This window comes from Bacillus sp. ok061 (genome assembly GCF_900108285.1).
GTDB lineage: Bacteria > Bacillota > Bacilli > Bacillales > Bacillaceae_G > Bacillus_A > Bacillus_A thuringiensis_S.
Window position 1 is genome coordinate 256,699 of sequence record NZ_FNUW01000002.1, and the last position, 23,905, is coordinate 280,603.

Consider the following 23,905-nt stretch of genomic DNA (forward strand, 5'->3'; position numbering starts at 1 on the left):
TATAGAATTCGACTTATTTTTTTCGTATTGGGGAACTACCGATTTCTTAAGTTGATGGGCATAAGGTTTGTTACTAGATTTTGTATTTCGTGTAAGATAACAAAGAATATTCAATCAATTACTGGAGGAAGAGATGTAAATGAAGCTGCCGCTATTACAAGTAGAGACGGAGAAACTTATGATCCGTCCGTTCCAAAAAGATGATTACGAAAGTTGGTTAGATGGATTTAATAAGAGACTGCCATCGCAGTATAAATATGACGATGGCTATCAAGTTATGGCATCATCAACAAAAGAATGGTTCACGGAATGGATAAGGGGTTTTGATGAAGCAGCACATCGAGATGAGATGTATGTATTAGGTATTTTTCGTAAAGAAGATGGGGCTAATATTGGAAAGCTAGAGCTAATAAAAATTTTACGTATGGACTATCAATGGGCGATGATGGGCTACTCTATTCATAATCAATATTGGAAAAATGGATATGGGGTAGAAAGTGTAAACGCTACGTTACCGTTATTTTTTAATAGCCTTGATTTTCATAGAATCGAATTACATATACGTGTTGATAATGAGCCATCAGTGCGCCTTGCAGAAAGAGCAGGTTTTTCATTTGAATGCAAGAGAGAGGCATTTTCATTAGAGAATGGTAAATGGATGGATTTTCTTATTTATTTTAAAAATAAGGAGATGAATATATGAGAGTATTTATTACAGGTGGAAATCGTGGATTAGGGTTACAGTTAGTAAAAGTATTTCATGAAAATGGGCATATTGTTTATCCATTAGTTAGAACTGAGGCTGCGGTAACGCAATTGGAGCAAATGTTTAGTTGTAGATGTTTTCCTATGTTGGCAGACTTATCGGCTGATGAGAGTATGGGGCAAATTAAGAAACAGCTTGAGGAATATACAGAGTATGTTGATCTAGTTATAAATAACGCTGGCATTACTGGGAAGGAGACTGAGATTTTACATACAAATTCAGAAGAGTTAACGGACTTATTTAATATTCATTGCTTAGGTGTAATTCGGGCTGTAAAAGGTACATATGTGGCGTTAACTAAATCGAATCATCCGAGAATAATAAATATGTCCTCTCGATTAGGATCATTACATAAAATGGCGAACAAAGAGTTTCCGCAAGGCCAGTTCTCATATTCATATCGAATTGCTAAAGCTGCACAAAATATGTTAACACTCTGCTTACAACAAGAGTTTGAGAATAAAGGAATTCGTGTAACTGCCATTCACCCAGGGAAATTAAGAACTGATATTGGTGCCTTTGATGCGAATATGACTCCGGCTGAAGGAGCAAAAAATATATATGATTGGATAATAGATTCAAATGAGGATGTTTCAGGGAAGTTTATTGAGCCTGGTATGGGGGAATTAAAGTGGTGATATACGATCTTGCAATCATTCAGAATCTATTTGGCCCGTCTAAAAAAATATTAAATGGCTTACCAAAGGCAGTAACGATTGAAGAAATAGAAGAAGATGTTTTGTATAACGTACAAACATATAAAGAAAAGATAGGTAGATTTGAAGAGGTTTGTTTTAATTGGGAGTTAAAAAGAGCAAGTATTGTATTAAACAAAAGGTTTAGTAGTTATAACTCAAGTGTGAAAGAGTTACTTGATGCCGGTTTTTCTTTGTATGCCGCAAAGATAGAAGTATGTAGAGAATTGAACAATGTAGAAGAGCTTGAAAGACAATATACATATCGATCAATAGCAGAAGGAACGTTATTGGAAAAAGAATTTAAATACATTTGGGAACAATGTATGTCGGGTTCAGGGAATCAAACTTCAATTTTAACTATCGATGAACATTTTTATTCAGTGCAAACAGAGTTAGGTAAGGGTTGGGAAAAGTCATGTATTGTTTTTTATGATAAAACTGAGCCAATTGGTATGTCCATACCGCATATAGAAACTGGAACAGAAAGTGAAGGACGATTATTTTACTTTGGAGTAATGCCTTATTATCGTGGGAAAGGAATTGCTTCCCAGCTGCATCTTCAATCTTTACATATGTTAAAGGAAATGGGGGCTACTTATTACATCGGAAGTACACATACTTCAAATGAAAAGATGCAGAGGATATTTTGGAGAAATTATTGTTCGGTGAAAACGGAGACAGAGCTTTATTATAAAATTTTTAAAGTAGATTAGGAGAAAAGAAAATGAAGACTATAAATGTATTTCATTATGACGCATTTACGGATAAACCAAATAAGGGAAATCCAGCAGGTGTTGTATTAGAGGCGTATGGATTAACAGAAAAGGAGATGCAGCGTATTGCTGAAAAAGTTGGATATAACGAAACAACTTTTGTTCTTTCCTCAGAAGTAGGAGATATAAGAATGCGCTATTTTACACCTGGTTTTGAAATGGATTTATGTGGTCATGGGACAGTAGGGACGATATATGCCTTGCGCGAAAAAGGTTTATTAGAAGAGAAAAGTAACCTTACGATTGAAACGAAGGCTGGGATTTTACCGATACAAATAGATGTGAATGAAAAGGGAGAAACCTTTATTAAAATGAGGCAGGCAGCACCTCAGTTTAAAGATTTTGCAGGTTCAAAAGAAGAATTAGCTCATAGTATTGGTTTGGAAGTAAATGATTTAGATGTAAGTTTACCGATAGTATATGGAAGTACGGGGAATTGGACTGTAATTGTGCCGATTAAAAATCTAGATGCGTGTGAGAGAATGAAACCTAATAATGCTGCATTTCCATCAGTATTAAAAGAAATACCTAATGCTTCTATTCACCCAATTTGTCTAGAAACTTATGATGAACTAGCACAAATGCACGGCCGTCATTTTTCATCAGCTTACGCTGGGACGATTGAAGATCCAGTGACAGGAACAGCTTCAGGTGTAATGGGAGCGTATTATGCGGAGTATTTAGAGAAAGATTTTGAACATGAATTGGATTTAATCGTTGAGCAAGGTCAAGAAATACATAAAGATGGTCGTGTAAAGGTATATGTAACGAAAGATGTAAAAAATGAGAAGTTACAAATAGATATTGCTGGAACTGCAGTGTATGTGAAAGAGTTTGAAATTTCAATATAAAGTGAAACTTTAATCAGTGGGGGTCCTACTGCCCGTTAATTCGGGATAAAAAAGAAAGCCCGGAATACATCCGGACTTTCATTATCTGTTCAACACTTCAATATACGAAGCATCTCCAGTTGTTCTTAATGCAGAGCGGAAATTGTTGTTTTCCAACGTTTTAGCAACTTGTTGTAATTGCTGTGCATCATCGTGATGAATAATTAAACTGTCAGCACCGCTTTCTTCTATATGAATGTGTTCGACATTTCCAATGGCATCATGTACAGCTTTTAAAAATTCAGGTTTCATAATGTCCTCCTATATGTATGTAACGTGTTTATTTAGTATTTCCTTATTTTTGAAATATAAAAGTAAATGAAAGGAGAAATAAAATGAATATAAAGCAGTTTAACGAACATATAACATCACTATTTGGAGAGCATCTTCATAAATATGGCGATGATGAATATGGTTTTACTTATATAAGTAAAGATGAATTTCACAAAATCGGTTACACAACAAATTTAACGTTAGAAACTATTGAAGAAGCGTATCGAAATGGAGTCGATATGATAGTTACACATCATGCGCCGTGGAGTTTTTTATTTGGTATGGAAGAGGCTTGTATTGAGAAATTGAAGCAATATGAAATGAATCATTTTTGGATTCATTTGCCGTTAGATTTTGTAAAGTTTGGCACGTGTACATCGTTATTTAACGAAATTGGGATAGATACAATACTGGAATATTCAACCTATGAGGAAGAAGAACTACCGGGAATAGGAAAATATAAAGAAGCGATTCCTTTTTCAAACTTAGTTGGAAAACTTGAAGAAAAAATGGAAGAGAAAGTGAAGAGCTGGAGAAATCACGATAAACCAGTAAAACGGATTGCGATCTTAACCGGTGCAGGAAACAATACAAATTTGATTGAACGTGCATTAGAAAAAGGATGTGACACGTACATAACAGGTGAAAAAACATTATATACAGTGCAACATGCGAAATTTAAAGGAATTAATTTAATTGTAGGCAGTCATACGTTTACAGAAGTGTTTGGTGTAGAAAGTTTGGCTCATAAGTTAAAAGAAAGAGATAATTCAATAGAAATTATTAGATTAAATGAAGATCATTTGGAGTGAAGAAATCACATCGTATTACCATAAATGGAATGAACTATATGATGGAATATTGAAGGAAGCAGTTGAAATGAAATAAAATTATTTTTTGTTATATTAAGATTTTTAGGAGGAATTCCTTTATGTTTGTCAAATGATAGTAAAGGTGTCTTTTGAATTAAGGAAATATTCGGAGTTGAAGGGTGAGAGAATGGACATTTCAATAATCACCGCACAACTAGTTAAGGAAAAAGTTATTTCACATTATCCAAATAGCGTAAAAGCATTAAACGGGGAACGACAAGTACTATATATTTGTTAGATGAACAATACGTTATAAAGTTGAATGAATCGGATGTCATACGTGAAGAAGCTTATTTTCTTCAGTTTTATAAAAAGGACGAATTATTTCCAAAGCTTTTATATAAGGAACCTTTAAATCGCTATATTGTTTACTCATTCCTTGAGGGCACAACTTCTTGCAAACTAGGCCATAAATGGAGTGTTCTTAGTAAACTTGTAAAGAAAGTTATCAAATTGAAAATAAAAAAGTAGATCATTATCAACAAAAATCAGCTTAATAAAAATATAGGGATAGGGGAAATTATGATGAAAAATTTCGTTTGTACAACGTGTGGCGTGCAGTATGCAGCGAGTGTAGAAGAACCGGTGAGTTGTCATATTTGTGATGAAGAAAGGCAGTATGTGAATCCGAAAGGGCAGTCTTGGACGACTTTAGAAAATTTGCAAACAGATGATACATATAAAAATGAAATAATCAAAGAGGAAAATGGACTTTATAGTATTACGACAAAACCAGGATTTGCGATCGGTCAAACGGCATTTATAGTGAAAACAGAGTCATATCGTTTACTGTGGGACTGCATTACGTATTTAGATGAAACGACAATTGCGAAAATAAAAGAGCTTGGTGGATTAGATGCAATTGCATTGTCTCATCCTCATTATTATTCAACGCAAGTAGAATGGGCAGAGACATTTGATGTACCAATTTATATACACGAAGATGATAAAGAATGGGTGATGCGCCCAAGTAGTCGTATTATTTATTGGTCTGGTGAGTCTTTACAATTAGCGGATGGGATTACTGTACATCGTCTTGGAGGACATTTTAGTGGTGGTTCTGTATTGCATTGGGAAGAAGGTAATGATGGAAAAGGGATTTTGTTAACAGGTGATATTATTCAAGTTGTAGCGGATGAGCGGTGGGTAAGTTTTATGTATAGCTATCCAAACTTAATTCCATTACCAGCGAGAAAAGTGGAAGAAATGGTGAACCGAGTGAAGCCGTTACAGTTTAATCGTTTATACAATGCTTTTCATCGAGTAGTAAAAGAAAATGCAAATGAGGCAGTTGAACGTTCTGCTGACAGGTATATAAAAGCAATAGAAGGAAAGTTGTTTCATACGTAAAAGGAGAGTAGCTTAATGAAAACGTTAGTATGTTTTGGAGATAGTATTACAGCTGATGATGTATTTTTTGATGGGATACCTAGATTAACGCCAAGGTTACAAGTAATGTTTCCAGATTGGAAAGTAGTGAATGCAGGTGTTCCAGGTGATAATACGTTCGATGCGTTAAATAGGATTGAAGAAGATGTAATATTATATAAACCAGATTTCGTAACAGTTTTTCTTGGTACGAATGATGCGGTCTCTTTTTCACAAACGTCACTACAGGAATACAAAGAAAACTTAGAGCAGATTGTGAAACAGATTTCATCAAATAAAGTACTACTGATTAGCCCTGCACCAGTTGATGAAGAGAGGCAGCACAATAGAACAAATGAAGTGCTCTGTCAGTATGCAGACGTGGTAGAGGAAGTGGCGAAAGAAACAGGAAGCTATTTTCTAAATTTGTATGCTGAAATGATTCAAGAACTGAATTATAAAGGGTTTGTAGAAAATGATGAAAAAGATGGATTACACTTTGGGCCAGAAGGCTATGAGTATGTAGCGAAGTTAATTGGTGAAAAGTTAAAAGGGATTTTATAAAAAAGCAAAGCGATATCGCTTTGCTTTTCATTTTTTTTAGTAGCTCAATCTAGAAATGCTTGCTGCAATGCTTTCAGTCCATCGCTGTAAATACCATGAAACAGATTTATTACCTCTTCATCACTAACCTCAACAGGAGTGAAAGTACCTGACCACTCTACTAACGATGTGTTACTTTCAGTACCTTCTTTAACCTGGATTGTAGATAAATAATTAGTGACTGGGAACGGTGCATTCATGATTGAATACGTGTAGTAGCGTTCTTTATCATTGAATACTTCTAAGCGTTCTATAATTGTATCGCCATCTGGATTAGCTAGATGACGTACACGACCGCCTTCAGTTAATTTACTGCTAGGTATATAAGGTAACCAGTCTGGAAGGGAGTTGAAACCTCCGATTAATTGCCATACTTGTTCAGGTGAAGCAAAAATTTCCATAGATGTAGTAGTATGTGCCATATTCATTACGCTCCTTTTCATCCCGGTATTTACGGGTAAATAATCAGTGGGGGATGCTCCCACTGATTAAATTTTCATTATTATTTTACGTTGATTGGTAGTGGTGCATTAGGTGCTACTAGTTTTTGTTCGCGCATTTCTTCCCAGAATGCTGCTGGAATTACTGTATTTAAGGCATTTTGGTCTTCTACAATTCGTTCCGGTTTACTTGCCCCAGGAACAACAGCAGCAACTGCTGGATTAGCTAGTGAAAATTGTAGTGCAGCAGCTTTGATGCTGATATCGTGACGATCTGCAAGAGCTTTGATTTTCTCAACTTTTGCAATAATTTCTGGCGATGCTTTTTGATATTCGAAGTGAGCGCCTCCAGCAAGAATACCTGAGCTATATGGGCCACCAACAACAATATCCATATTATGCTTTACAGCTGCAGGCATTACTCGTTGCAATGCACGTTCGTGGTCTAATAATGAATAGCGACCAGCTAATAAGGATATATTTGGTTTTGCTTCTTCTAGATCAAGCATAAGTTCAATTGATTCTACTTTGTTTACTCCAAGCCCCCAGCCCTTAATAACTCCTTCTTCACGTAAACGTGTAAGCGCACGGAATGCTCCTGTTCGAGCTGTTTCAAATTGTGAAACCCACTCATCACCATAAAAGTCTTGTGCTAAATCATGAATGAAAACAAAGTCTAGACGATCTGTTTTTAAACGTTTCAAACTCTGCTCGATAGAACGAAGTGTTGCATCTGCGCTATAGTCATTGATCATTTTATTTTTGCGACCAAATTCGAAAAGTCCGCCTTTTTCACCTAAATCACGTGCAGTTGGATCCTCTAGTTCATCCGAAATAGTTCGACCTACTTTCGTACTTAAAAAGTAATCATCACGATTTCTTTTTGACAGTGCTTCACCAAGACGGATTTCCGCTAATCCAGATCCATAAAGTGGAGCTGTATCAAAGTAACGAACGCCATTCTCCCAAGCAGCATCCACTGTAGCGATTGCTTCTTCCTCTGGGATATTACGGTACATATTCCCTAGTGGTGCTGTACCAAACCCGATTTTTTCTTTTAGTAATTTACTCATTATAGATATCCTCCTAAAATGTATTTGGAAATTATTTACTCATTATGAATGGATGTGAAAATTAAAACATGTCATTTCATCATCTGACAAAATGTATGATAAAAATACTCACTTTAAAGTACAGGTACTAACAGGTAATTTTTAATACTGCATGACTCACTCAACTCTTACAAATGCTATTATGAAATGTATTTTACATAATGAAAAGTACGTACTTTAAAGTGATATAGATACTAAAAAGTAACACAGGTACTTTTTAGTACCGTACTACTCATCTACTGTTTACGTATGCTATTATGAAACATGTTTAACACAATAAAAAGTACGTACTTTAAGGTGCTATAGATACTTAAAAGTAATATTTAAATATTTTAGCTTATTTGTCTTATAAAATTATTAAAGGAGATTTTTATATGAAAACATACAATATTCCTGTAGAGGCGACTTTAGAGGTTATCGGTGGAAAGTGGAAAGTAGTTATCCTTTGTCATTTAAAGAAAGACAAAAAGAGAACGTGCGAGTTAAAACAATTAATGCTTGATATTACACAAATATAGTAAAGAAGTAGGGATGAAAATCGAAATGGTTTCTATCCCTACTTTTTCATTTTATATATAAATTAAGAACTAAAACTATATACTTTTAAAAAGTAAACTATATAATAAATGTAGAAACGAAAATTTATGAGCAAGGAAGTTGAAAAACATGACATTAACAATGGGCTTTATTGGATTTGGAAAATCAGCTAACCGTTATCACCTACCTTATCTGAAGACACGTAAAAATATAAAAGTAAAAACGATTTTTGTGCGTCAAATAAATGAAGAATTAGCGGCTCCATATGAGGAAAAAGGTGTTTACTTCACTACTGATTTGGACGAATTGTTGAATGACAAAGAAATTCAAGTAGTGACGATTTGTACGCCAGCACATACGCATTATGAATTAGCAAAAAAAGTTATACTAGCCGGAAAATCAGTTATCGTTGAAAAACCATTTTGCGATACAGTAGAACATGCGAAAGAATTATTAGCTTTAGGACGAGAGAAAGGTGTAGTCGTTATGCCTTATCAAAACCGTCGTTTTGATGGTGATTTTTTAGCTGTAAAGCAAGTAGTTGAACAAGGATTCCTTGGTGATATTATTGAGATTGAATCACATATTGATTATTTCCGTCCTGGTTCAATCACTCATGAAGCCCCAAAAGAAGAAGGTTCATTTTACAGTTTAGGTATTCATACGATGGACCGCATGATTTCACTATTCGGCCGTCCAAATACAGTGACATACGATATTCGTAATAATGAAGTGGAAGGTGCGGTTGATAACTATTTCGATGTTGGTCTACATTATGGAAATCAGTTGAAGATTAAGCTGAAAACGAACCATGTCGTAGCAAAAGATTATCCACGCTTTATCGTTCATGGAACAAATGGCTCATTTATTAAATACGGTGAAGATCAGCAGGAAAATGATTTGAAAGCGGGTATTATGCCTGAGAGTGCAGGATTTGGTGAAGATTCGCCGATGTATTATGGAATTGCTAAGTATCGTAATGCAAATGGTGACTGGATTAAAAAACAAATTAAAACGCCGCTTGGTGATTACGGTCGTTTCTATGATGCCGCGTATGACACAATTGTAAATGGTGCACCAAAACTTGTGAAAGACGAAGAAGCGGTAACGAATATTGAAATCTTGGAAAATGGATTTGCTGCCCCATCACCTTCAGTTTACAAACTTGAGGCTTTACATTTGAATGAATAGAAGAGGGGATAGAGTATAAAGGAGGTATGGAAATGGCAAGCGGATCAACACAAGTAAAATACCTCGGCATTTATCAAAAGATTAAACAGCAAATTTTAGACGGTGAATATAAAATCAACAAAAAAATTCCGAGTAGCCCCGTCCTTGCTGAAGAATTCGATGTTTCAGCACTTACTATTAAAAAGGCGCTGGATCTATTAGTTAGAGACGGCTATATCATCCGCCGGCGCGGAAGTGGAACAGTAGTGCAAGATTGGCGTCAGCAGGAAAAGGCACGAATGATTCAAACTTTAACAGGTACGAAAGGTGTTTACGGCAGTGAGGTAAAAAGTGAAATTATCGAGTTTGCGATTGTTGGTGCTGATGAAGTAGTTGCTGAGAAATTGGGAGTTTCAATCGGTGATTTCGTCTATAAAATCATTCGCCTTCGCATCATTCACAGCATTCCGACGATTATGGAGCATACATGGATGCCAATTTCGGTTATCCCAGGTGTTGAGGCTTCTGTTTTAGAGGAGTCGATATACTCACATATTCAAAAAAAACTGGGCCTTGAAGTAGGGACATCTGTTGTCAGGGTTAAAGGAATTCGCCCAGATGATAGGGAAAAGCAGTTTATGAACTTAACAAATCAGGATTTCCTAATGCGAGTTGAACAAGTAGCTTACTTAACGGATGGACGAACTTTTGAATATTCTTATGCAGATCATCTACCGGAAACCTTTGAATTTGAAACAGTTATTACGGCAAAAAATTATAAAGAGACATAAAAAACGGTTGAGGCAAGTATTGTCTCAACCGTTTTTTTTATCTTGGATAGAATTTACACATATAGTAGGAGCAGTTATTATTCATCGGCTGTAATCAGCATGGATGTGTTCCCGGTTTTTTCAAGATGAACTTCTCCCCAGGAACAGAGGGAATCGAGTATAGCTCCTAAAGACGAACCGTAATCCGTTAAAGAGTACTCTACTTTCGGTGGTACTTGGTCATATATTTTCCTTTGGATTACACCATCTTCTTCTAGTTCCCGTAATTGTTGCGTTAACATTTTTTGCGTAATACCAGGCATTAATCGTTTTAATTCACTCGTTCTTTTTGTCCCTTTTTTTAAATGACAAAGGATAACAACTTTCCACTTTCCGCCAATAACTTCTAAAGTCGCCTCTACAGGAATATTGTATGTTTTCATAAAAAAACTCCTTTGATGAATTTAGATTATAGTTTTGAGCTTAAATACGTTGTAATACTAAAATTATTTCTTTTTAGTGCCTATAACACTTTAAAGTACGTACTTTTTATTATGTTAAATATATTCCATAATAGCACTTGTAAGCAAGAAATGAATAGAATGTACTTTAAAGTATATTTGGAATTGGTTAGCCGTAAAAATGCGGGGATATTTACACAAAAGAAACCGATTTATACGTTAATAGAATGAATCCAAGACTTAACATTTGATTTATAGAACTGTAAAGTTTAAAATTACAGTAAGATTTTTAGAAGTGAGTTGTCATCGTCTGTAAAATGTAGTTTCAACAATGTTATAGAAGAAGCATTTTGAAAAGAAATGAATAGTAGAGATAAACGAAACATTGCAGAATAACTAACATTACGTGAATTTGATTCTAAACTGTAATTTTTTTTAATACATTTCAATAACCGATATGTAAAATGTACGTTTGATAAAAAACATTAAAGGAGTGAGTTAAATATGGTAATTCTATATACAACAGCAAGCTGTAGTTCATGCCGAAAAGCGAAAGCATGGCTTGAAGAGCATCAAATTGATTATATTGAAAAAAACATCGTATCAAATTCTATGACAGTTGATGAGCTTAAATCAATTCTTCGTTTAACTGAAGAGGGGGCTACTGAAATTATTTCAACTAGATCCAAAACTTTTCAGGACTTAAATATAAATATTGAGGAGCTTTCGCTTAATGAATTTTATAAATTAATAATCGAGCATCCGCTAATGTTGCGTCGCCCAATTATGCTGGATGAGAAAAGATTACAGATTGGTTTTAATGATGAAGAAATTCGCAAGTTTTTACCACGTAGCGTTCGAACATTTTTGAACATTGAACTGCAAAAATTGGCCAATTAATAAGTAATATTTTTTAGAAAAAGTTTTTTGAAAGGAGGAAGCAGAAGATGATTGAAGTATGTGTTACAGTTAATTATAATGATAGAAATTATCAAACAAATGTTATTGTGAGTAAAGATACGATTTGGACAAAAATTAAACAACTGGCAGAAGAACAAGTGAAGAAACAGTGGAGTGTTTAATTTTATTTTCAACTTAAAAAGCTAAATGAAGTTATCGGATATAGGTGAGACCGGATAGAATATAAAAGAATTAATTTTTTATGGCAAGAAGTATTCTATATGTTTTAACGTTCTAACCTATCTGTAATATTTATGGCTACAGTATGTTAATATATGAAAAACAATATTTTTAATCGTAGGAGGAAAACCATGAACAGCGACTTTACCTTGGCCATACACAGTTTAACTTATTTAGCTTTACAGCCAGACAGGATGTCAACAAGTAATGCTATTTCAGAAAGTGCGGGGGTTCACCCAGTACGTATTCGCAAAGTGCTAAGTTTGTTAAAAAAGCATAAGTTTATACAATCAAAAGAGGGAACTGGTGGAGGTTTTATTTTCGCTCGCGATTTAGATGAAGTTAATCTTTGGCATATTTATCAGATAACCTCTGAAGGTGCTTTGCAGCCGAAGTGTCCGGAATCAAACAATCAGTGTGTTGTAGGTTCGAACATGCGAAAAGTTCTTTTCGCTATTTTCTTAGGTGCTGAAGAACATCTAGGTGAATACTTAAAGAATTATACAATGAAAGAAGTTGTTGACCTTATCAATCATGAGCGTTAAGCGGCTTAATTATTATATAGCTGTGAGTTTTTAACACTTAAATGTAACGGAAAACATTACAGTTAAGTTTATTTTTTTATATGTTGTTTATCGTGATTAAAAATAATTTGTAGGAAGGTGAAAGAGTATGATGTCAAAGTATAATCCTGTTTTAAAAGTAGGAGATTGGGTTCGAGGGATATCGGTAGAGGGTGAATTAATACTTGGTTATATTGAATCATTTGATAATGCAGGGGAAGTAGTTAAGGTTAATGTTGTGAAATGTGACAACAGAGATACAATAAATAAAACAATGTCCTTTTTAAGTAAACACGTAAAAAAACTCCCTGAATCAAAGGCAATAAATAAGGAGCAAATTCTTTATCTTATAGACCTCGCATTATTAACAGGAGACGAAGAATGGTTTATCGGGCTTTCTTCAAAATTAAACTCGATAAACGAGCTAGTTAATGGGGGAGTTTAATTTTTTAGCTTATGCTCTAATCAATAATATCCTCTCTTTTGTTGCATCTTAATAAAAGAGAGGATTGATGTTATGAAAATAAGATTAACAATGGTTAGCATCATATGTCTGTTTAGTTTTTTATTACCCTGCATTTCTGCTCAAGCAATTGTAAAAAAGGAACATGATATAAACAGAAATTTTGGCATAGATTTAACCGGTTATGAACTTTATTCGTTTGGCGACTTTAACCAATTAGATTATAAGATAACGCCACTTACTCAGTTGTTTTTAGGGATAGTGCAAACAGAAGGTGAGTGGATTAATGAACCACGATTATATATTAAGGGAAATAAAGGTTATTTTCATCTTTTGAAAGCGGACGGTACGAATGTTCTTTATACCGTTGAAAAGAGCGGGGATTTTTGGAGAATTATAGATGTAAAAAGAAAGAAAATAAACAGAATACCTGTACCAAAAAAGTTTTTAAAAGAAGTGGTAATTGATCTCTTATTGGAGCCGATAAGCAAAGAGGTTGAAAACTATTATAAGGAACCAAAACTTTGGTATCGAGGTTCTGAAAAAATACTTGAAATAAAAAAAGATACAACAAACTATATTTTTTATGTAACTGTTCAAATTCAAACTTTTGAGGGTGCACACAATCCGCCTTATGGAGAGGACACAATTACTTTTCGCATAAAAGGAAATGATCTAAAAACGATTCATTACAAACATAGAGATATTCCTGAAGAAGAGTCGAACAAACTACAATTAAGATAACATTGAAGTGATTTGTTTGTGCATCCTTGATAATGATAATTATGTAAATGAGCTGTCCATATTGGGCAGCTTTTTTGTTTTTTGTTCAATGTAGTTTTTTTTAAGTGTATATGAATTCAATATTAATAATATATATCCTAAAATTTGGTTTTTGTATTTGGGGAATCTTTTCTTTTTACCTACATTAATTATTTATTAGAATATCTTTTATGTTTAAAATGAAATTTTTTGATAAAAGGGGATATAAGTATCTCCATCATGAGTTACCTAGAAAAACAATGTATTATTGTATTTTTTTACTAACTAATTCAGCTTTAAGCGATAAAAACAATGGCTACATGCTAACTGTAAAATATTATCCATATAAAATTATTCCGCTTTAATATTTCTGAAAATATAAAAATATTAATTTTATAAATATACACGTTATAATGAGGGCGTCGAGAGAAATTTTATTATCTCTGGAGAAAATATAAAAAATGCGATTCTTAGTAAGAAAGGTGTGTGATTAGAGGCGAAATGTATGTAAAGTGCTTCAGTGGCTTGTGTAAGCAATATCATCAGTGCTGCCGAAGTTATTAAAGTAATGTATAGAATTGAGAAAGAAATGCCTCGCAAATTAAGAGAGGCCGGTTTAGCTAAAATTACTGTTAAAAGTAAAAAAGAGAAACCATTAAAGTAATACACTGTTATTAGAAATGTTGCAACGTATTTATGAAGTCTATTCTATATTGTTCTCTTAAGGGGTCTTTATATAAAGAGCGGATATTACGAGTAAACTTTTTTGTGAACGCTAACAATTATATTAGGACGCTAACTAGCGAATGTTTCAATTTGGTTTCATTATGATGAAGGACATATAATGTGGGGCAACTTGTAAGGAATTCATTTTCCGAAAGGGAATATTTGTTAGCAGCAAAGAGAGATGCAGAAATAGATACAAGGGGGAGTTATTATATGAACGGGAATACTGCAAAGAAAATAGAAGTTCAAGCTGAAAATACCGCACTAAAAAATGAGCAATATGCAGATCCGAAAAAGTGGCATAAGCAGGATACTACATGGGCACTGAGTCTATTTGGAACTGCAATTGGAGCAGGGGTGCTCTTTTTACCGATTAATGCAGGTTCAGGTGGTTTATTATCTTTACTACTAATTACATTACTTGCATATCCAGTTATGTACTACTCACATAGGGCGCTTGCTAAAATGATATACGCTTCTAATTCTGCTGATGAGGGGATCACAGGTACAATTAGAGAGTATTTCGGAAATAAAGCGAGTATCATTTTTAACATCGTATATTTCGGTTCAATTTATACAATCGTATTAATGTATTCGGTTGCGCTTACAAATACTGCAAGTAGTTTTATCGTGCATCAATTGCACATGCCAGAGCCTCCAAGGGCTATTTTATCACTTGTATTAGTTCTTGGTCTTATCGCTATACTGAATTTTGGTCAAGATATCACTGTAAAGATCATGAGTATGCTAGTGTATCCTTTCATAGCTTCTCTACTGTTTATCGCAATATCTTTAATTCCACAGTGGAATACGTCAATGCTTAGCTTTTCAGCTGTTTCTACTGCTTCAACAGGAACAGGATATTTGGGAACGATACTGTTGATTCTACCAATCATCGTATTCTCATTTAATCATTCACCTATGATTTCATCATTTGTTGTGAAACAGAGAGCTACGTATGGAATCGAAGCCACTGATGCTAAATGTGCGCAAATACAAAAGGTTTGTTATATCATGACATTCGTTGTAGTTATGTTCTTCGTTTGGAGTAGTGCACTGAGCTTAACTCCAGAGGATTTAAAAATGGCAAAAGAGCAAAACTTATCAATTCTTTCATACCTTGCGAATGAACTTAATTCACCTGTAATCACGATTGCAGCTCCAATTATTGCTTTTGTGGCTATTACAAAGTCTTTCCTTGGCCATTATATCGGAGCATTTGAAGTAATGCGTGACATGATTATTAAGTTCGGTAAATCACGTGGAAAAGATATTGAAGAAAAAACAATTAAGACAATCATCCTTACTTTTGTTGTATTATCATGCTGGTTTGTTGCTTATACAAATCCAAGTATTCTTGGACTTATTGATTCTCTAAGCGGTCCTTTAGTTGCTGCTATCTTATGTCTATTACCGATGTATGCAATTCAAAAAGTACCAGTACTAGCTAAATACAAAGGGAAAATGAGTAACGTATTTGTTATTATTGTAGGTGTACTTACTGTTTTAGCAAGTATTAAGTCACTATTCTAATTCACTATTATTGGTATTAGTGTAAAAATAGTTAACACGAAAAACCTTTTGGACAAACTTCTCACATTGGAGAGTTTGTCCTTTTTTATTCAATCTATCAACTTTAATGTTAATTTTTGCGATTAGCGAAAAAAAGCCACCTTTCATATAAGGTGGTTTTTTCAATATTAATATATTTTAATTATTCGCGTCTAAATGCCTTTTTTGAAGCAATTAGCTCTAAATTAGTACCATCTGGGTGCTATCCTATGCCCATCAAGCTAACAAAATGGATTGCCTCTGAAACAAAACAATGATTTTTATTACTATAAAAAACGTAAAGTATCTGTTTTTAGAAAAAATTTATTTTTATAAATTGATGGAGATATAACTCAATTCTTTTATGTGTTTAGTTAAATATAATAAAAGAATGAACTTAAAGTTGCTAGAACAAAATAAAACCAATTGAGCAAAAAAACTTGCAAAAATAAAAAGAGAGATGTATATTAATTGACGGATCAATGATTGACACGTCAATTAATATTTTGACAAGAAAGAAGGGTGGATATTGATGGCGCAGCCATCACCAGACACCTTAAGCAGCTTGAAGCCAAAGGAATAGTATTAAGAAGAAAGAAGTCTGAGGATAACCGTATAACACGTGTTCGGTTATCTGAGCAAGGACGAGAACAAATAGAGTCTTCCAAGGAAAGAAAAGGAACGTTTTATGAAGGGAATGTTCGTGAATATCAGTGGAGAAGAACGCAAAATACTTATTCATGTTCTATTACAGATGCAAAAAAATGTAGAGAATAGAGAGTGTAGGGGGGCGGAATAGTGTGGAAATAATCGCAGCTATTTTAGTCGGGATCGTAGCATTAGAACATTTATTTATCATGATCATCGAAATGTTTTTTATTGATTCAAAAGTAGCGAAACGTGCTTTCAAATTACCGAAGCATTTAGAAGGAGATCGAAACGTAGCCATTATGTTTGCAAACCAAGGTTTATATAATGGATTTTTAGCCGCTGGTCTCGTTTGGGGACTTGTACTTGGACTCAATCCAATTGGTTATATGGTCCAATTATTTTTCGTGATTTGTGTGGTGGTAGCAGCTATTTTCGGAGGTTTTACATCTAATAAATCAATTATTGTGAAACAAGGACTTCCAGCTGTTTTAGCACTGGTTGCCCTTTTATGTATGATATAGAATCAAAGTTTCTCAATAAAAGAACTCATTTTTGAAAAAAATACGCTATTCTTTCTTTAGAATTATAGGAAAGGATGGCGTTTTTGTATGTCTATTTCTATATGTAGTGAATTATAACTATTCCCTCAAGGGATTCAAATGCTTTTCAGCTTTTGGATATATTTTCATCCATCTTTGTTTCCTCCTATTGTTGGATAGTGTAATAATTGATAAAAATTTTGATGAAATTGGATTATAATGATTGATCAAAAAATTTAGTGATTAAAAATATTATTCTTTAGTACATACATTTTTAAGATGTTAAATATATTTCATAATAGTCTCTGTAAGATAGGGATAAGTAGAATAGTACTTTTTATAACTTTGAATATCATTCATAATAGCACCAGTAAGAAGAAACCAAGCTTTATGGTACTAGTTACCAAAGATGTTACAGTAGTTTATTTAGAATCAGATTGATTGAAAGGTTGTACTATATGGCCTAATAATTTCGAAAAAATGTCGGTGTGGCATAAAACAATTATGGAGGTTAAAGATATGAGTACTTCAAATTTGAATGAAATAAGTAAACAAATTTTAATAGAGGAGGAAACACTTCAATTTACCTCTTTTACAAATGAAGATGCACTGCAAATAGGTTTATTTATCGTTGAAACAGCAAAGAAAGAGGGAAAATTGATTGCTGTTGATATAACGAAAAACGGTGTGCAATTGTTTCATTTCAAAATGACAGGGACAAATGAGGAAAATACGAAATGGATTGAGCGTAAAAAACGAGTCGTTTCCCTGCATGATCATAGCTCGTATTATATGCAGATACAAAGTGAAATAACTGGAATCTCATATAATGAAAAATATCTTTTAGATACTTCGGAATATGCTGCGTTTGGTGGCTGCTTTCCTATCAGAATAAAAGACGTAGGGGTTATTGGAATGATAACAGTTTCGGGATTACCACCAGAAGAAGATCACGAATTGGTTATAAGAGCAGTTAAAAATCATCTGAAGCAATAATAAAAAGGCCAAAACGAACAAGAATATGTTCGTTTTGGCCTTTTTATTATTCATTTCATGTAATGAACATAGATCTAATCTTTCCCTAATAAATAGACGAGTACTAAAAGATATTAGGGAATGAAAAATCTTTAATTCGAGACACTTTTCTTGACGATGATAATTTATGTAGTTAATATGATAGATATAAAATAACTTAATTACTTTTAATAATTAAGTTATTTTATATAAGTTATAGTAATTAAGTAGTATGTGGTAAAAATGCTTTGAATTGCCACTATTAATATTGGGGACAATGAGAAAGCGACAAATATAAAAAATTTGAAGTTAAGAAGCAAGAGTGAATCAACAATGATAGTAGCTTCTGTACAATGCATTTTTACTATAGTGACAATGACTATACATCACGAGGGGGACTGAACTTGGAATCAATGACCTTTGTTTTATTTGGAGCGACAGGGGACTTAGCGAAACGCAAAATTTACCCCGCGCTATATAACTTATATAGAGATCAAAAGCTTCCAAAGCAAATATCTGTTATCGGGCTTGGAAGACGTGAAGTATCTCGTATAGATTTTCAAAAAAGAATAAAAGAATCAATAGAGACGTTTTCTCGCCAGAGGGAAGAAGGTACTTCAGAACTCGAAGGTTTTTTAGATAATTTTCGCTATTGTCCATTAGATGTGAGTAAGCCGGAAGATTATGAGAGGTTATTACAAGTCGTTCGTGAAAGGGAAGAAGAACTACATATAAAAGGTAATAGAATGTTCTATCTTTCAGTTGCTCCTGAATTTTTCGAGACAATCGCTTTAAATATTAAGGAAAGCGGACTCGATAAAACGGATGGATGGAAACGCCTGATGATTGAGAAACCGTTTGGGCACGACCTTACATCTGCTCGTGAGCTTAATGATAAGCTTAGTCGAACGTTTGAAGAAGACGAGATATACCGTATTGATCATTATTTAGGTAAACCGATGATTCAAAACCTTGAAGCGCTAGAATTTGCAAATCCTGTTCTTCAATCGATTTGGAACAAAGAACATATAGCGAATGTACAAATCACAGCTAGTGAAACGGTTGGGGTTGAAGAAAGGGCCGGATATTATGATCACGCAGGAGCCATTCGTGATATGGTTCAAAATCATATGTTACAAATATTAATGATGACTGCTATGAATCTGCCGGAAAAGGTTAATGCATGTGAAATTCGAGAGGAAAAGCGAAAGGTAATGGAGACGCTTCGTAAAGTGAAAAAAGAAGACGTTCAAAACCATATCGTTCGCGGTCAATACGCTTCAGGAGAAATAAAAGGCGGACAAGTTGTAGCGTATAAAGAGGAGTCAGGAGTAAATCCTTCTTCTAACATAGACACATTTGTTGCTGCTCGCCTGTGGATCGATAATCCATTTTGGACTGGCGTTCCCTTCTATATACGAACAGGCAAACGAATGAAAGAAAAGTCTACTCGTATTGTAATTGAATTTAAAAATACGTTAAAACAGCAATATCAAGATAGTAATCCAAATGCAGCACCTAACTTGTTAATAATTGAAATTAGTCCAGGTGAGAACGTTTCATTACAGTTAAACAGTAAAAATCCATTGAAAAATGGAGAAATTGAACCGATGCGTATTAACTTTACTTGTGAGCAAGCGGATGTGGGAGTACCTGAAGCGTATGAAAGACTCATTCATGATGCTGTGAGTGGAGACGCTACATTCTTTGCACATTGGAGAGAAGTTGAATTGTCATGGGAATGGGTACAACCAATTCTTGAAGCGTTCGAGGAAAACTTATTGCCGCTTCATGAATATGAGTCTGGTTCATATGGTCCAGATGCGTCTAATGAACTGTTGCAAGAAAGTGGATTTAAATGGTGGTTAGATCAAGAGACGGAAAAATAAGTACTTTCTTTAATGAAAGCATTTAGGGGGACGATTACTATGACACAAAACATAAATCAATTAGCAGTGAATACACTTCGTACGTTATCGATTGATGCTATTAATGCGGCAAACTCAGGTCATCCAGGTCTTCCAATGGGAGCAGCACCAATGGCTTATGCATTATGGGCGAATCATTTAAATTACAATCCTAATCACCCAGAATGGTTTAACCGTGATCGTTTCGTTTTATCGGCGGGACATGGATCTAGTCTATTATATAGCCTACTTCATTTAGCTGGATATGACGTTTCAATTGATGACTTGAAAAACTTCAGAAAGTTAAATAGTAAAACACCAGGACATCCTGAATTTGGTCATACTCCTGGAGTTGAAGCGACTACAGGCCCGTTAGGACAGGGGATTGCTAATGCTGTCGGAATGGCAATGGCAGAAGCTCATTTAGCAGCGAAGTTTAATAAGGATGGTCACTCTATTATAGATCACAATACGTATGCTTTAGTTGGAGATGGTGATTTAATGGAGGGTGTCGCTTATGAAGCGATGTCAATGGCAGGACATATGAAACTTGGCAAGTTAATTGTACTGTATGATTCAAATGAAATTTCACTTGATGGTGAATTAGGCATTGCTTTCTCTGAAGATATTCAGAAAAGAGCAGAATCTGTACATTGGCAATATGTAAGAGTTGAAGATGGAAACGATGTTGATGCTATTACAAAAGCCATTACATTAGCGAAAGAAAATACGGACCAACCTACTATTATAGAAATTAGAACAATTATAGGTTATGGAAGTCCAAAAGTTGCTGGAACAAACAAAGCACACGGTAACCCACTTGGAGTAGAAGAGGCGACAGCGACAAAACAAGTGTATGGTTGGCATTATGAGGAAGATTTCTTTGTACCTGAAGAAGTAAAAGCTCATTTTAATGATTTGAAACAAAAAGGTATTGAAAAAGACAATGACTGGAATGAGCAGTTCAACTTATACAGAGAAGCGAATCCTACACTGGCAGATGAATTAGAAAAAGCAATTACAGGTGAAGTTTTAATCGAAGCGAATGATATTCTATCCTTTGATACTGATAAAACAATTTCGACTCGTGTTGCAAGCGGGGAAGCTATTAATCATTATGTGAAATCGATTCCTTCTATTTTTGGTGGAAGTGCAGATCTTTCGCATTCTACTATGACAGATATGAAAGGTGAAGCAGTGTATGCAGTAGAATCGTATGCTGGACGAAATATATACTTCGGTGTACGTGAACATGCAATGGGCGCAGCAGCGAATGGACTGGCACTTCATGGAGGAGTAAAACCTTTCGTAAGTACATTCTTTGTATTTAATGATTATCTTCGTCCATCCATTCGACTTGCTGCATTGCAAAAGTTACCTGTTACTTACGTATTTACACATGATTCGATTGCTGTAGGAGAAGATGGTCCAACGCATGAACCAATTGAACAATTGGTAGCTCTTCGGGCAATTCCTGGTTTAACAGTTATCCGCCCGTCAGATGCAAATGAAACAGCGAGTGCTTGGGCATATGCTTTACAGCAAACGGATGGTCCAGTCGTTTTAGTACTTAGTCGTCAAAATTTACCGGTGTTTAATGAAACGAAAGCGAACATAGAGAATCTTTCTAAAGGAGCTTATGTATTAACGCAAACAAATGAAAATCCGGATGTAATTTTAATTGCGACAGGTTCTGAAGTTTCTTTAGCTGCTAGTGCGAAAGCAAAATTAGAAGAAAATCATGTTTCTGTTCGCATCGTTGCAATGCCAAGCTGGGAGCTATTCGATCACCAATCGAAAGAATATAAAGAATCGGTTCTTCCGTCTTCTGTAAAGAAACGAGTATCTCTTGAGATGGGTGTCTCTCTCGGCTGGGAGCGTTATGTAGGACAAGAAGGAAAAGTGCTATCAATTGAAACATTTGGAGCTTCAGGAACTGGAGCTGAAGTCATGAATCTATTTGGATTTACGACAGAAAATGTTGTTCAAATTACAAAAAGTGTACTGAATTCTTAAGCTATGACTGTGAATACCGTTCTGGATTTATCAATACTGAAAGGTATTCACAATCGTAGTGATATGGATTTTTAATAAAAGATAATCTGAGGAGGAATTATATTATGCAAGTAGGATTAATTGGTTTAGGTAAAATGGGATTAAATTTAGGGAAAAATTTAATTGATCATAAACATGAAGTAGCAGCATTTGATTTAAATACGAGCGCAGTAGAAGAAATGAAAGAGTATGGGGCTACAGGTACATCTAGTTTAAGTGAACTTGTTCAGTCATTACAATCACCAAGAATTCTTTGGGTAATGGTACCACACGCTGTTGTTGATTCTGTTATTGATGAGGTTACACCATTGCTTTCAAAAGGAGATATTTTAATTGAAGCGGGTAATTCACATTATAAAGAGTCTATCCGCAGATATGAGCAATTAAAGAAAGATGGCATTCACTTTATGGATGCAGGAACTTCTGGCGGAATGGAAGGCGCTCGTAATGGTGCTTGTTACATGATTGGAGGAGATCAAGAAGCTTGGGACATCGTTGAACCTATCTTCCGCGATACAGCTGTAGAAAATGGGTACTTATATGCTGGAAAAGCTGGTAGTGGTCACTTCTTAAAAATGATTCACAACGGAATTGAATACGGTATGATGGCTGCTATTGGTGAAGGATTTGAGGTTTTAGAAAAAAGTGAATTTGACTACGATTATGAAAAAGTATCAAGAGTATGGAACAACGGTTCAGTAATCCGCTCTTGGTTAATGGAATTAACTGAAAATGCATTTTCTAAAGATGCAAAACTGGATGAAATTAAAGGCGTTATGCATTCTTCTGGTGAAGGGAAATGGACAGTAGAAACAGCATTAGACCTTCAAACAGCAACTCCTGTTATTGCGATGTCTCTATTAATGCGCTACCGCTCATTAGACAATGATACATTTACAGGAAAAGTTGTAGCAGCTCTGCGAAATGAATTTGGCGGACATGCAGTAGAAAAGAAATAAAGTGAAACTTTAATCAGTGGGGGCTTCATCCCACACCAATCGGGCTTTTACGGGATAATCATATTAAACATGTAACTCATCAACGTTTAAAAACTGGAGGGAATTGATCATGAAATTTTTTATTGATACTGCAAATCTTGAGGACATAAAAAAAGCATATAAACTTGGAGTTTTAGCTGGTGTTACAACGAATCCTTCTTTAGTAGCAAAAGAGGGCATTAAGTTTGAAGACCGTATCGCAGAAATTTGTCAGGCAGTACCTAAAGTTGAGTCTGTATCGGCAGAGGTAACTCCGGATGCTGTTACGGCAGAAGAAATGATTGCTCAAGCAGAAGAATTAATTAAAATTAACGGTGGCGATAAAAATGTCACGATAAAACTTCCAATGACGCTAGCAGGATTAGAAGCTTGTCGCTATCTTACTGAAAAAGGTGTGAAAACGAACGTTACACTTATTTTCACTGTGAACCAAGCACTTTTAGCTGCTCGAGCAGGTGCAACGTACGTTTCTCCATTTTTAGGACGTTTAGATGATATTTCTGAAGATGGAGTACTATTAGTTGCTAAAATTGCTGAATTATTCGATGTTCATCAATTAGATACACAAATCATTGCGGCTTCTGTTAGACATCCAGATCATGTCACTCGTGTAGCGATGGCAGGTGCTCACATTGCAACAATTCCTTATAAAGTAATTGAGCAACTTGCTATGCACCCATTAACAGACCAAGGTATTGAGAAATTTGCTGCGGATTGGGCGAAAGCGCCTAAATTATAATGAAGTGAAATGTTCACTAATTACTTTTTTACGAGAGGGTCAATCTCTATGTAACTTCATCCTA

The 23,905-nt window shown here is 34.7% G+C and carries 25 protein-coding genes and 3 pseudogenes; 24 read left to right on the forward strand and 4 right to left on the reverse strand.

The annotated features are described in order from the left end of the window. Positions 1-139 precede the first annotated feature (139 nt). Genes C4S65_RS03830 through C4S65_RS03845 form a run of 4 tightly spaced genes read left to right on the forward strand, consistent with a single transcriptional unit; the run spans position 140 to position 3,088 of the window. A complete protein-coding gene (locus tag C4S65_RS03830) occupies positions 140-703 on the forward strand; it encodes a GNAT family protein (RefSeq protein ID WP_098223402.1) in 564 nt (187 codons plus the stop codon). Next, a complete protein-coding gene (locus tag C4S65_RS03835; RefSeq protein WP_001263470.1) occupies positions 700-1,404 on the forward strand; it encodes an SDR family NAD(P)-dependent oxidoreductase in 705 nt (234 codons plus the stop codon). The genes C4S65_RS03830 and C4S65_RS03835 overlap by 4 nt, the downstream gene beginning before the upstream one ends. Then, a complete protein-coding gene (locus tag C4S65_RS03840; RefSeq protein ID WP_103945151.1) occupies positions 1,401-2,177 on the forward strand; it encodes a GNAT family N-acetyltransferase in 777 nt (258 codons plus the stop codon). Before C4S65_RS03835 ends, C4S65_RS03840 begins: the two co-directional genes overlap by 4 nt. Before the next feature lie 11 nt (positions 2,178-2,188). Next, positions 2,189-3,088, forward strand: a complete 900-nt coding sequence (locus tag C4S65_RS03845) for a PhzF family phenazine biosynthesis isomerase (RefSeq protein ID WP_098285352.1) — start codon at positions 2,189-2,191, stop codon at positions 3,086-3,088. Positions 3,089-3,169: 81 nt separating this feature from the next. Here C4S65_RS03845 and C4S65_RS03850 read toward each other — a convergent pair whose 3' ends face one another. Then, entirely contained in the window at positions 3,170-3,379 is a 210-nt protein-coding gene (locus tag C4S65_RS03850; protein ID WP_000801646.1) for a hypothetical protein, read from the reverse strand. Positions 3,380-3,462: 83 nt separating this feature from the next. On the opposite strand from C4S65_RS03850, the gene C4S65_RS03855 reads away from it, so the two are divergent. From C4S65_RS03855 to C4S65_RS03870, 4 genes and pseudogenes are all read left to right on the forward strand, one after another. After that, complete coding sequence (locus C4S65_RS03855) at positions 3,463-4,212, forward strand: Nif3-like dinuclear metal center hexameric protein (RefSeq protein WP_098285351.1); 750 nt, start codon at positions 3,463-3,465, stop codon at positions 4,210-4,212. Positions 4,213-4,399: 187 nt separating this feature from the next. Next, a pseudogene (locus C4S65_RS03860) lies at positions 4,400-4,719 on the forward strand (aminoglycoside phosphotransferase family protein); the annotation flags it as partial. Between the two features lie 75 nt (positions 4,720-4,794). Continuing rightward, positions 4,795-5,622: an MBL fold metallo-hydrolase gene (locus C4S65_RS03865; protein WP_003307565.1), complete on the forward strand. Its 828-nt coding sequence runs from the start codon at positions 4,795-4,797 to the stop codon at positions 5,620-5,622. 15 nt (positions 5,623-5,637) lie between these two features. Continuing rightward, a complete protein-coding gene (locus C4S65_RS03870) occupies positions 5,638-6,204 on the forward strand; it encodes an SGNH/GDSL hydrolase family protein (RefSeq protein ID WP_000855185.1) in 567 nt (188 codons plus the stop codon). Between the two features lie 44 nt (positions 6,205-6,248). Here C4S65_RS03870 and C4S65_RS03875 read toward each other — a convergent pair whose 3' ends face one another. Both C4S65_RS03875 and C4S65_RS03880 read right to left on the reverse strand, forming a co-directional pair. Beyond that, the gene (locus C4S65_RS03875; protein ID WP_000951513.1) at positions 6,249-6,665 is read right to left on the reverse strand and encodes an SRPBCC family protein; all 417 of its coding nucleotides are present in this window, start codon (positions 6,663-6,665) and stop codon (positions 6,249-6,251) included. An 80-nt stretch (positions 6,666-6,745) separates the two neighbouring features. Beyond that, positions 6,746-7,756: an aldo/keto reductase gene (locus C4S65_RS03880; RefSeq protein ID WP_000040537.1), complete on the reverse strand. Its 1,011-nt coding sequence runs from the start codon at positions 7,754-7,756 to the stop codon at positions 6,746-6,748. Between the two features lie 413 nt (positions 7,757-8,169). On the opposite strand from C4S65_RS03880, the pseudogene C4S65_RS03885 reads away from it, so the two are divergent. The 3 genes and pseudogenes from C4S65_RS03885 to C4S65_RS03895 all read left to right on the forward strand — a co-directional run. Then, positions 8,170-8,307, forward strand: a pseudogene (locus C4S65_RS03885) (winged helix-turn-helix transcriptional regulator); the annotation flags it as partial. A 154-nt stretch (positions 8,308-8,461) separates the two neighbouring features. Next, complete coding sequence (locus C4S65_RS03890; protein WP_000176596.1) at positions 8,462-9,523, forward strand: oxidoreductase; 1,062 nt, start codon at positions 8,462-8,464, stop codon at positions 9,521-9,523. Positions 9,524-9,555: 32 nt separating this feature from the next. Further along, entirely contained in the window at positions 9,556-10,293 is a 738-nt protein-coding gene (locus tag C4S65_RS03895) for a GntR family transcriptional regulator (RefSeq protein WP_103945137.1), read from the forward strand. Between the two features lie 77 nt (positions 10,294-10,370). Here C4S65_RS03895 and C4S65_RS03900 read toward each other — a convergent pair whose 3' ends face one another. Then, positions 10,371-10,715, reverse strand: coding sequence for a helix-turn-helix domain-containing protein (locus C4S65_RS03900; RefSeq protein WP_000860826.1), 345 nt, complete (start codon positions 10,713-10,715; stop codon positions 10,371-10,373). A 522-nt stretch (positions 10,716-11,237) separates the two neighbouring features. On the opposite strand from C4S65_RS03900, the gene spxA reads away from it, so the two are divergent. From spxA to fsa, 13 genes and pseudogenes are all read left to right on the forward strand, one after another. After that, positions 11,238-11,633 carry a transcriptional regulator SpxA gene (spxA, locus tag C4S65_RS03910; RefSeq protein ID WP_000236193.1) on the forward strand — a complete coding sequence of 132 codons (396 nt, stop codon included), beginning with the start codon at positions 11,238-11,240 and terminating at the stop codon, positions 11,631-11,633. Between the two features lie 47 nt (positions 11,634-11,680). Beyond that, on the forward strand, positions 11,681-11,815 hold the full coding sequence (locus tag C4S65_RS03915; RefSeq protein ID WP_000573532.1) for a BA3454 family stress response protein: 135 nt from the start codon (positions 11,681-11,683) through the stop codon (positions 11,813-11,815). 189 nt (positions 11,816-12,004) lie between these two features. Continuing rightward, entirely contained in the window at positions 12,005-12,418 is a 414-nt protein-coding gene (gene saiR, locus C4S65_RS03920; RefSeq protein ID WP_001083468.1) for an Rrf2-family transcriptional regulator SaiR, read from the forward strand. A gap of 127 nt (positions 12,419-12,545) precedes the next feature. Further along, positions 12,546-12,881: an IDEAL domain-containing protein gene (locus C4S65_RS03925; RefSeq protein ID WP_000987255.1), complete on the forward strand. Its 336-nt coding sequence runs from the start codon at positions 12,546-12,548 to the stop codon at positions 12,879-12,881. 72 nt (positions 12,882-12,953) lie between these two features. Continuing rightward, positions 12,954-13,643, forward strand: a complete 690-nt coding sequence (locus C4S65_RS03930) for a DUF3888 domain-containing protein (protein WP_000702351.1) — start codon at positions 12,954-12,956, stop codon at positions 13,641-13,643. Between the two features lie 957 nt (positions 13,644-14,600). Beyond that, positions 14,601-15,920 (forward strand): aromatic amino acid transport family protein, encoded by a 1,320-nt coding sequence (locus tag C4S65_RS03935; RefSeq protein ID WP_001014165.1) that lies wholly within the window; start codon positions 14,601-14,603, stop codon positions 15,918-15,920. A 540-nt stretch (positions 15,921-16,460) separates the two neighbouring features. Continuing rightward, positions 16,461-16,510: pseudogene (locus tag C4S65_RS35085) on the forward strand (quinone oxidoreductase); the annotation flags it as partial. Between the two features lie 228 nt (positions 16,511-16,738). Further along, positions 16,739-17,110 carry a DUF1304 domain-containing protein gene (locus C4S65_RS03945; RefSeq protein ID WP_098285350.1) on the forward strand — a complete coding sequence of 124 codons (372 nt, stop codon included), beginning with the start codon at positions 16,739-16,741 and terminating at the stop codon, positions 17,108-17,110. 498 nt (positions 17,111-17,608) lie between these two features. Beyond that, the gene (locus tag C4S65_RS03950) at positions 17,609-18,124 is read left to right on the forward strand and encodes a heme-degrading domain-containing protein (RefSeq protein ID WP_003307497.1); all 516 of its coding nucleotides are present in this window, start codon (positions 17,609-17,611) and stop codon (positions 18,122-18,124) included. 422 nt (positions 18,125-18,546) lie between these two features. After that, positions 18,547-20,031, forward strand: a complete 1,485-nt coding sequence (gene zwf / locus C4S65_RS03955; protein WP_098838361.1) for a glucose-6-phosphate dehydrogenase — start codon at positions 18,547-18,549, stop codon at positions 20,029-20,031. A gap of 39 nt (positions 20,032-20,070) precedes the next feature. Further along, on the forward strand, positions 20,071-22,065 hold the full coding sequence (tkt, locus tag C4S65_RS03960; protein ID WP_000193048.1) for a transketolase: 1,995 nt from the start codon (positions 20,071-20,073) through the stop codon (positions 22,063-22,065). Between the two features lie 104 nt (positions 22,066-22,169). Continuing rightward, the gene (gene gnd, locus C4S65_RS03965) at positions 22,170-23,063 is read left to right on the forward strand and encodes a phosphogluconate dehydrogenase (NAD(+)-dependent, decarboxylating) (RefSeq protein ID WP_001195908.1); all 894 of its coding nucleotides are present in this window, start codon (positions 22,170-22,172) and stop codon (positions 23,061-23,063) included. Between the two features lie 109 nt (positions 23,064-23,172). Next, a complete protein-coding gene (gene fsa, locus C4S65_RS03970) occupies positions 23,173-23,841 on the forward strand; it encodes a fructose-6-phosphate aldolase (RefSeq protein ID WP_000667681.1) in 669 nt (222 codons plus the stop codon). Positions 23,842-23,905: the final 64 nt, after the last annotated feature.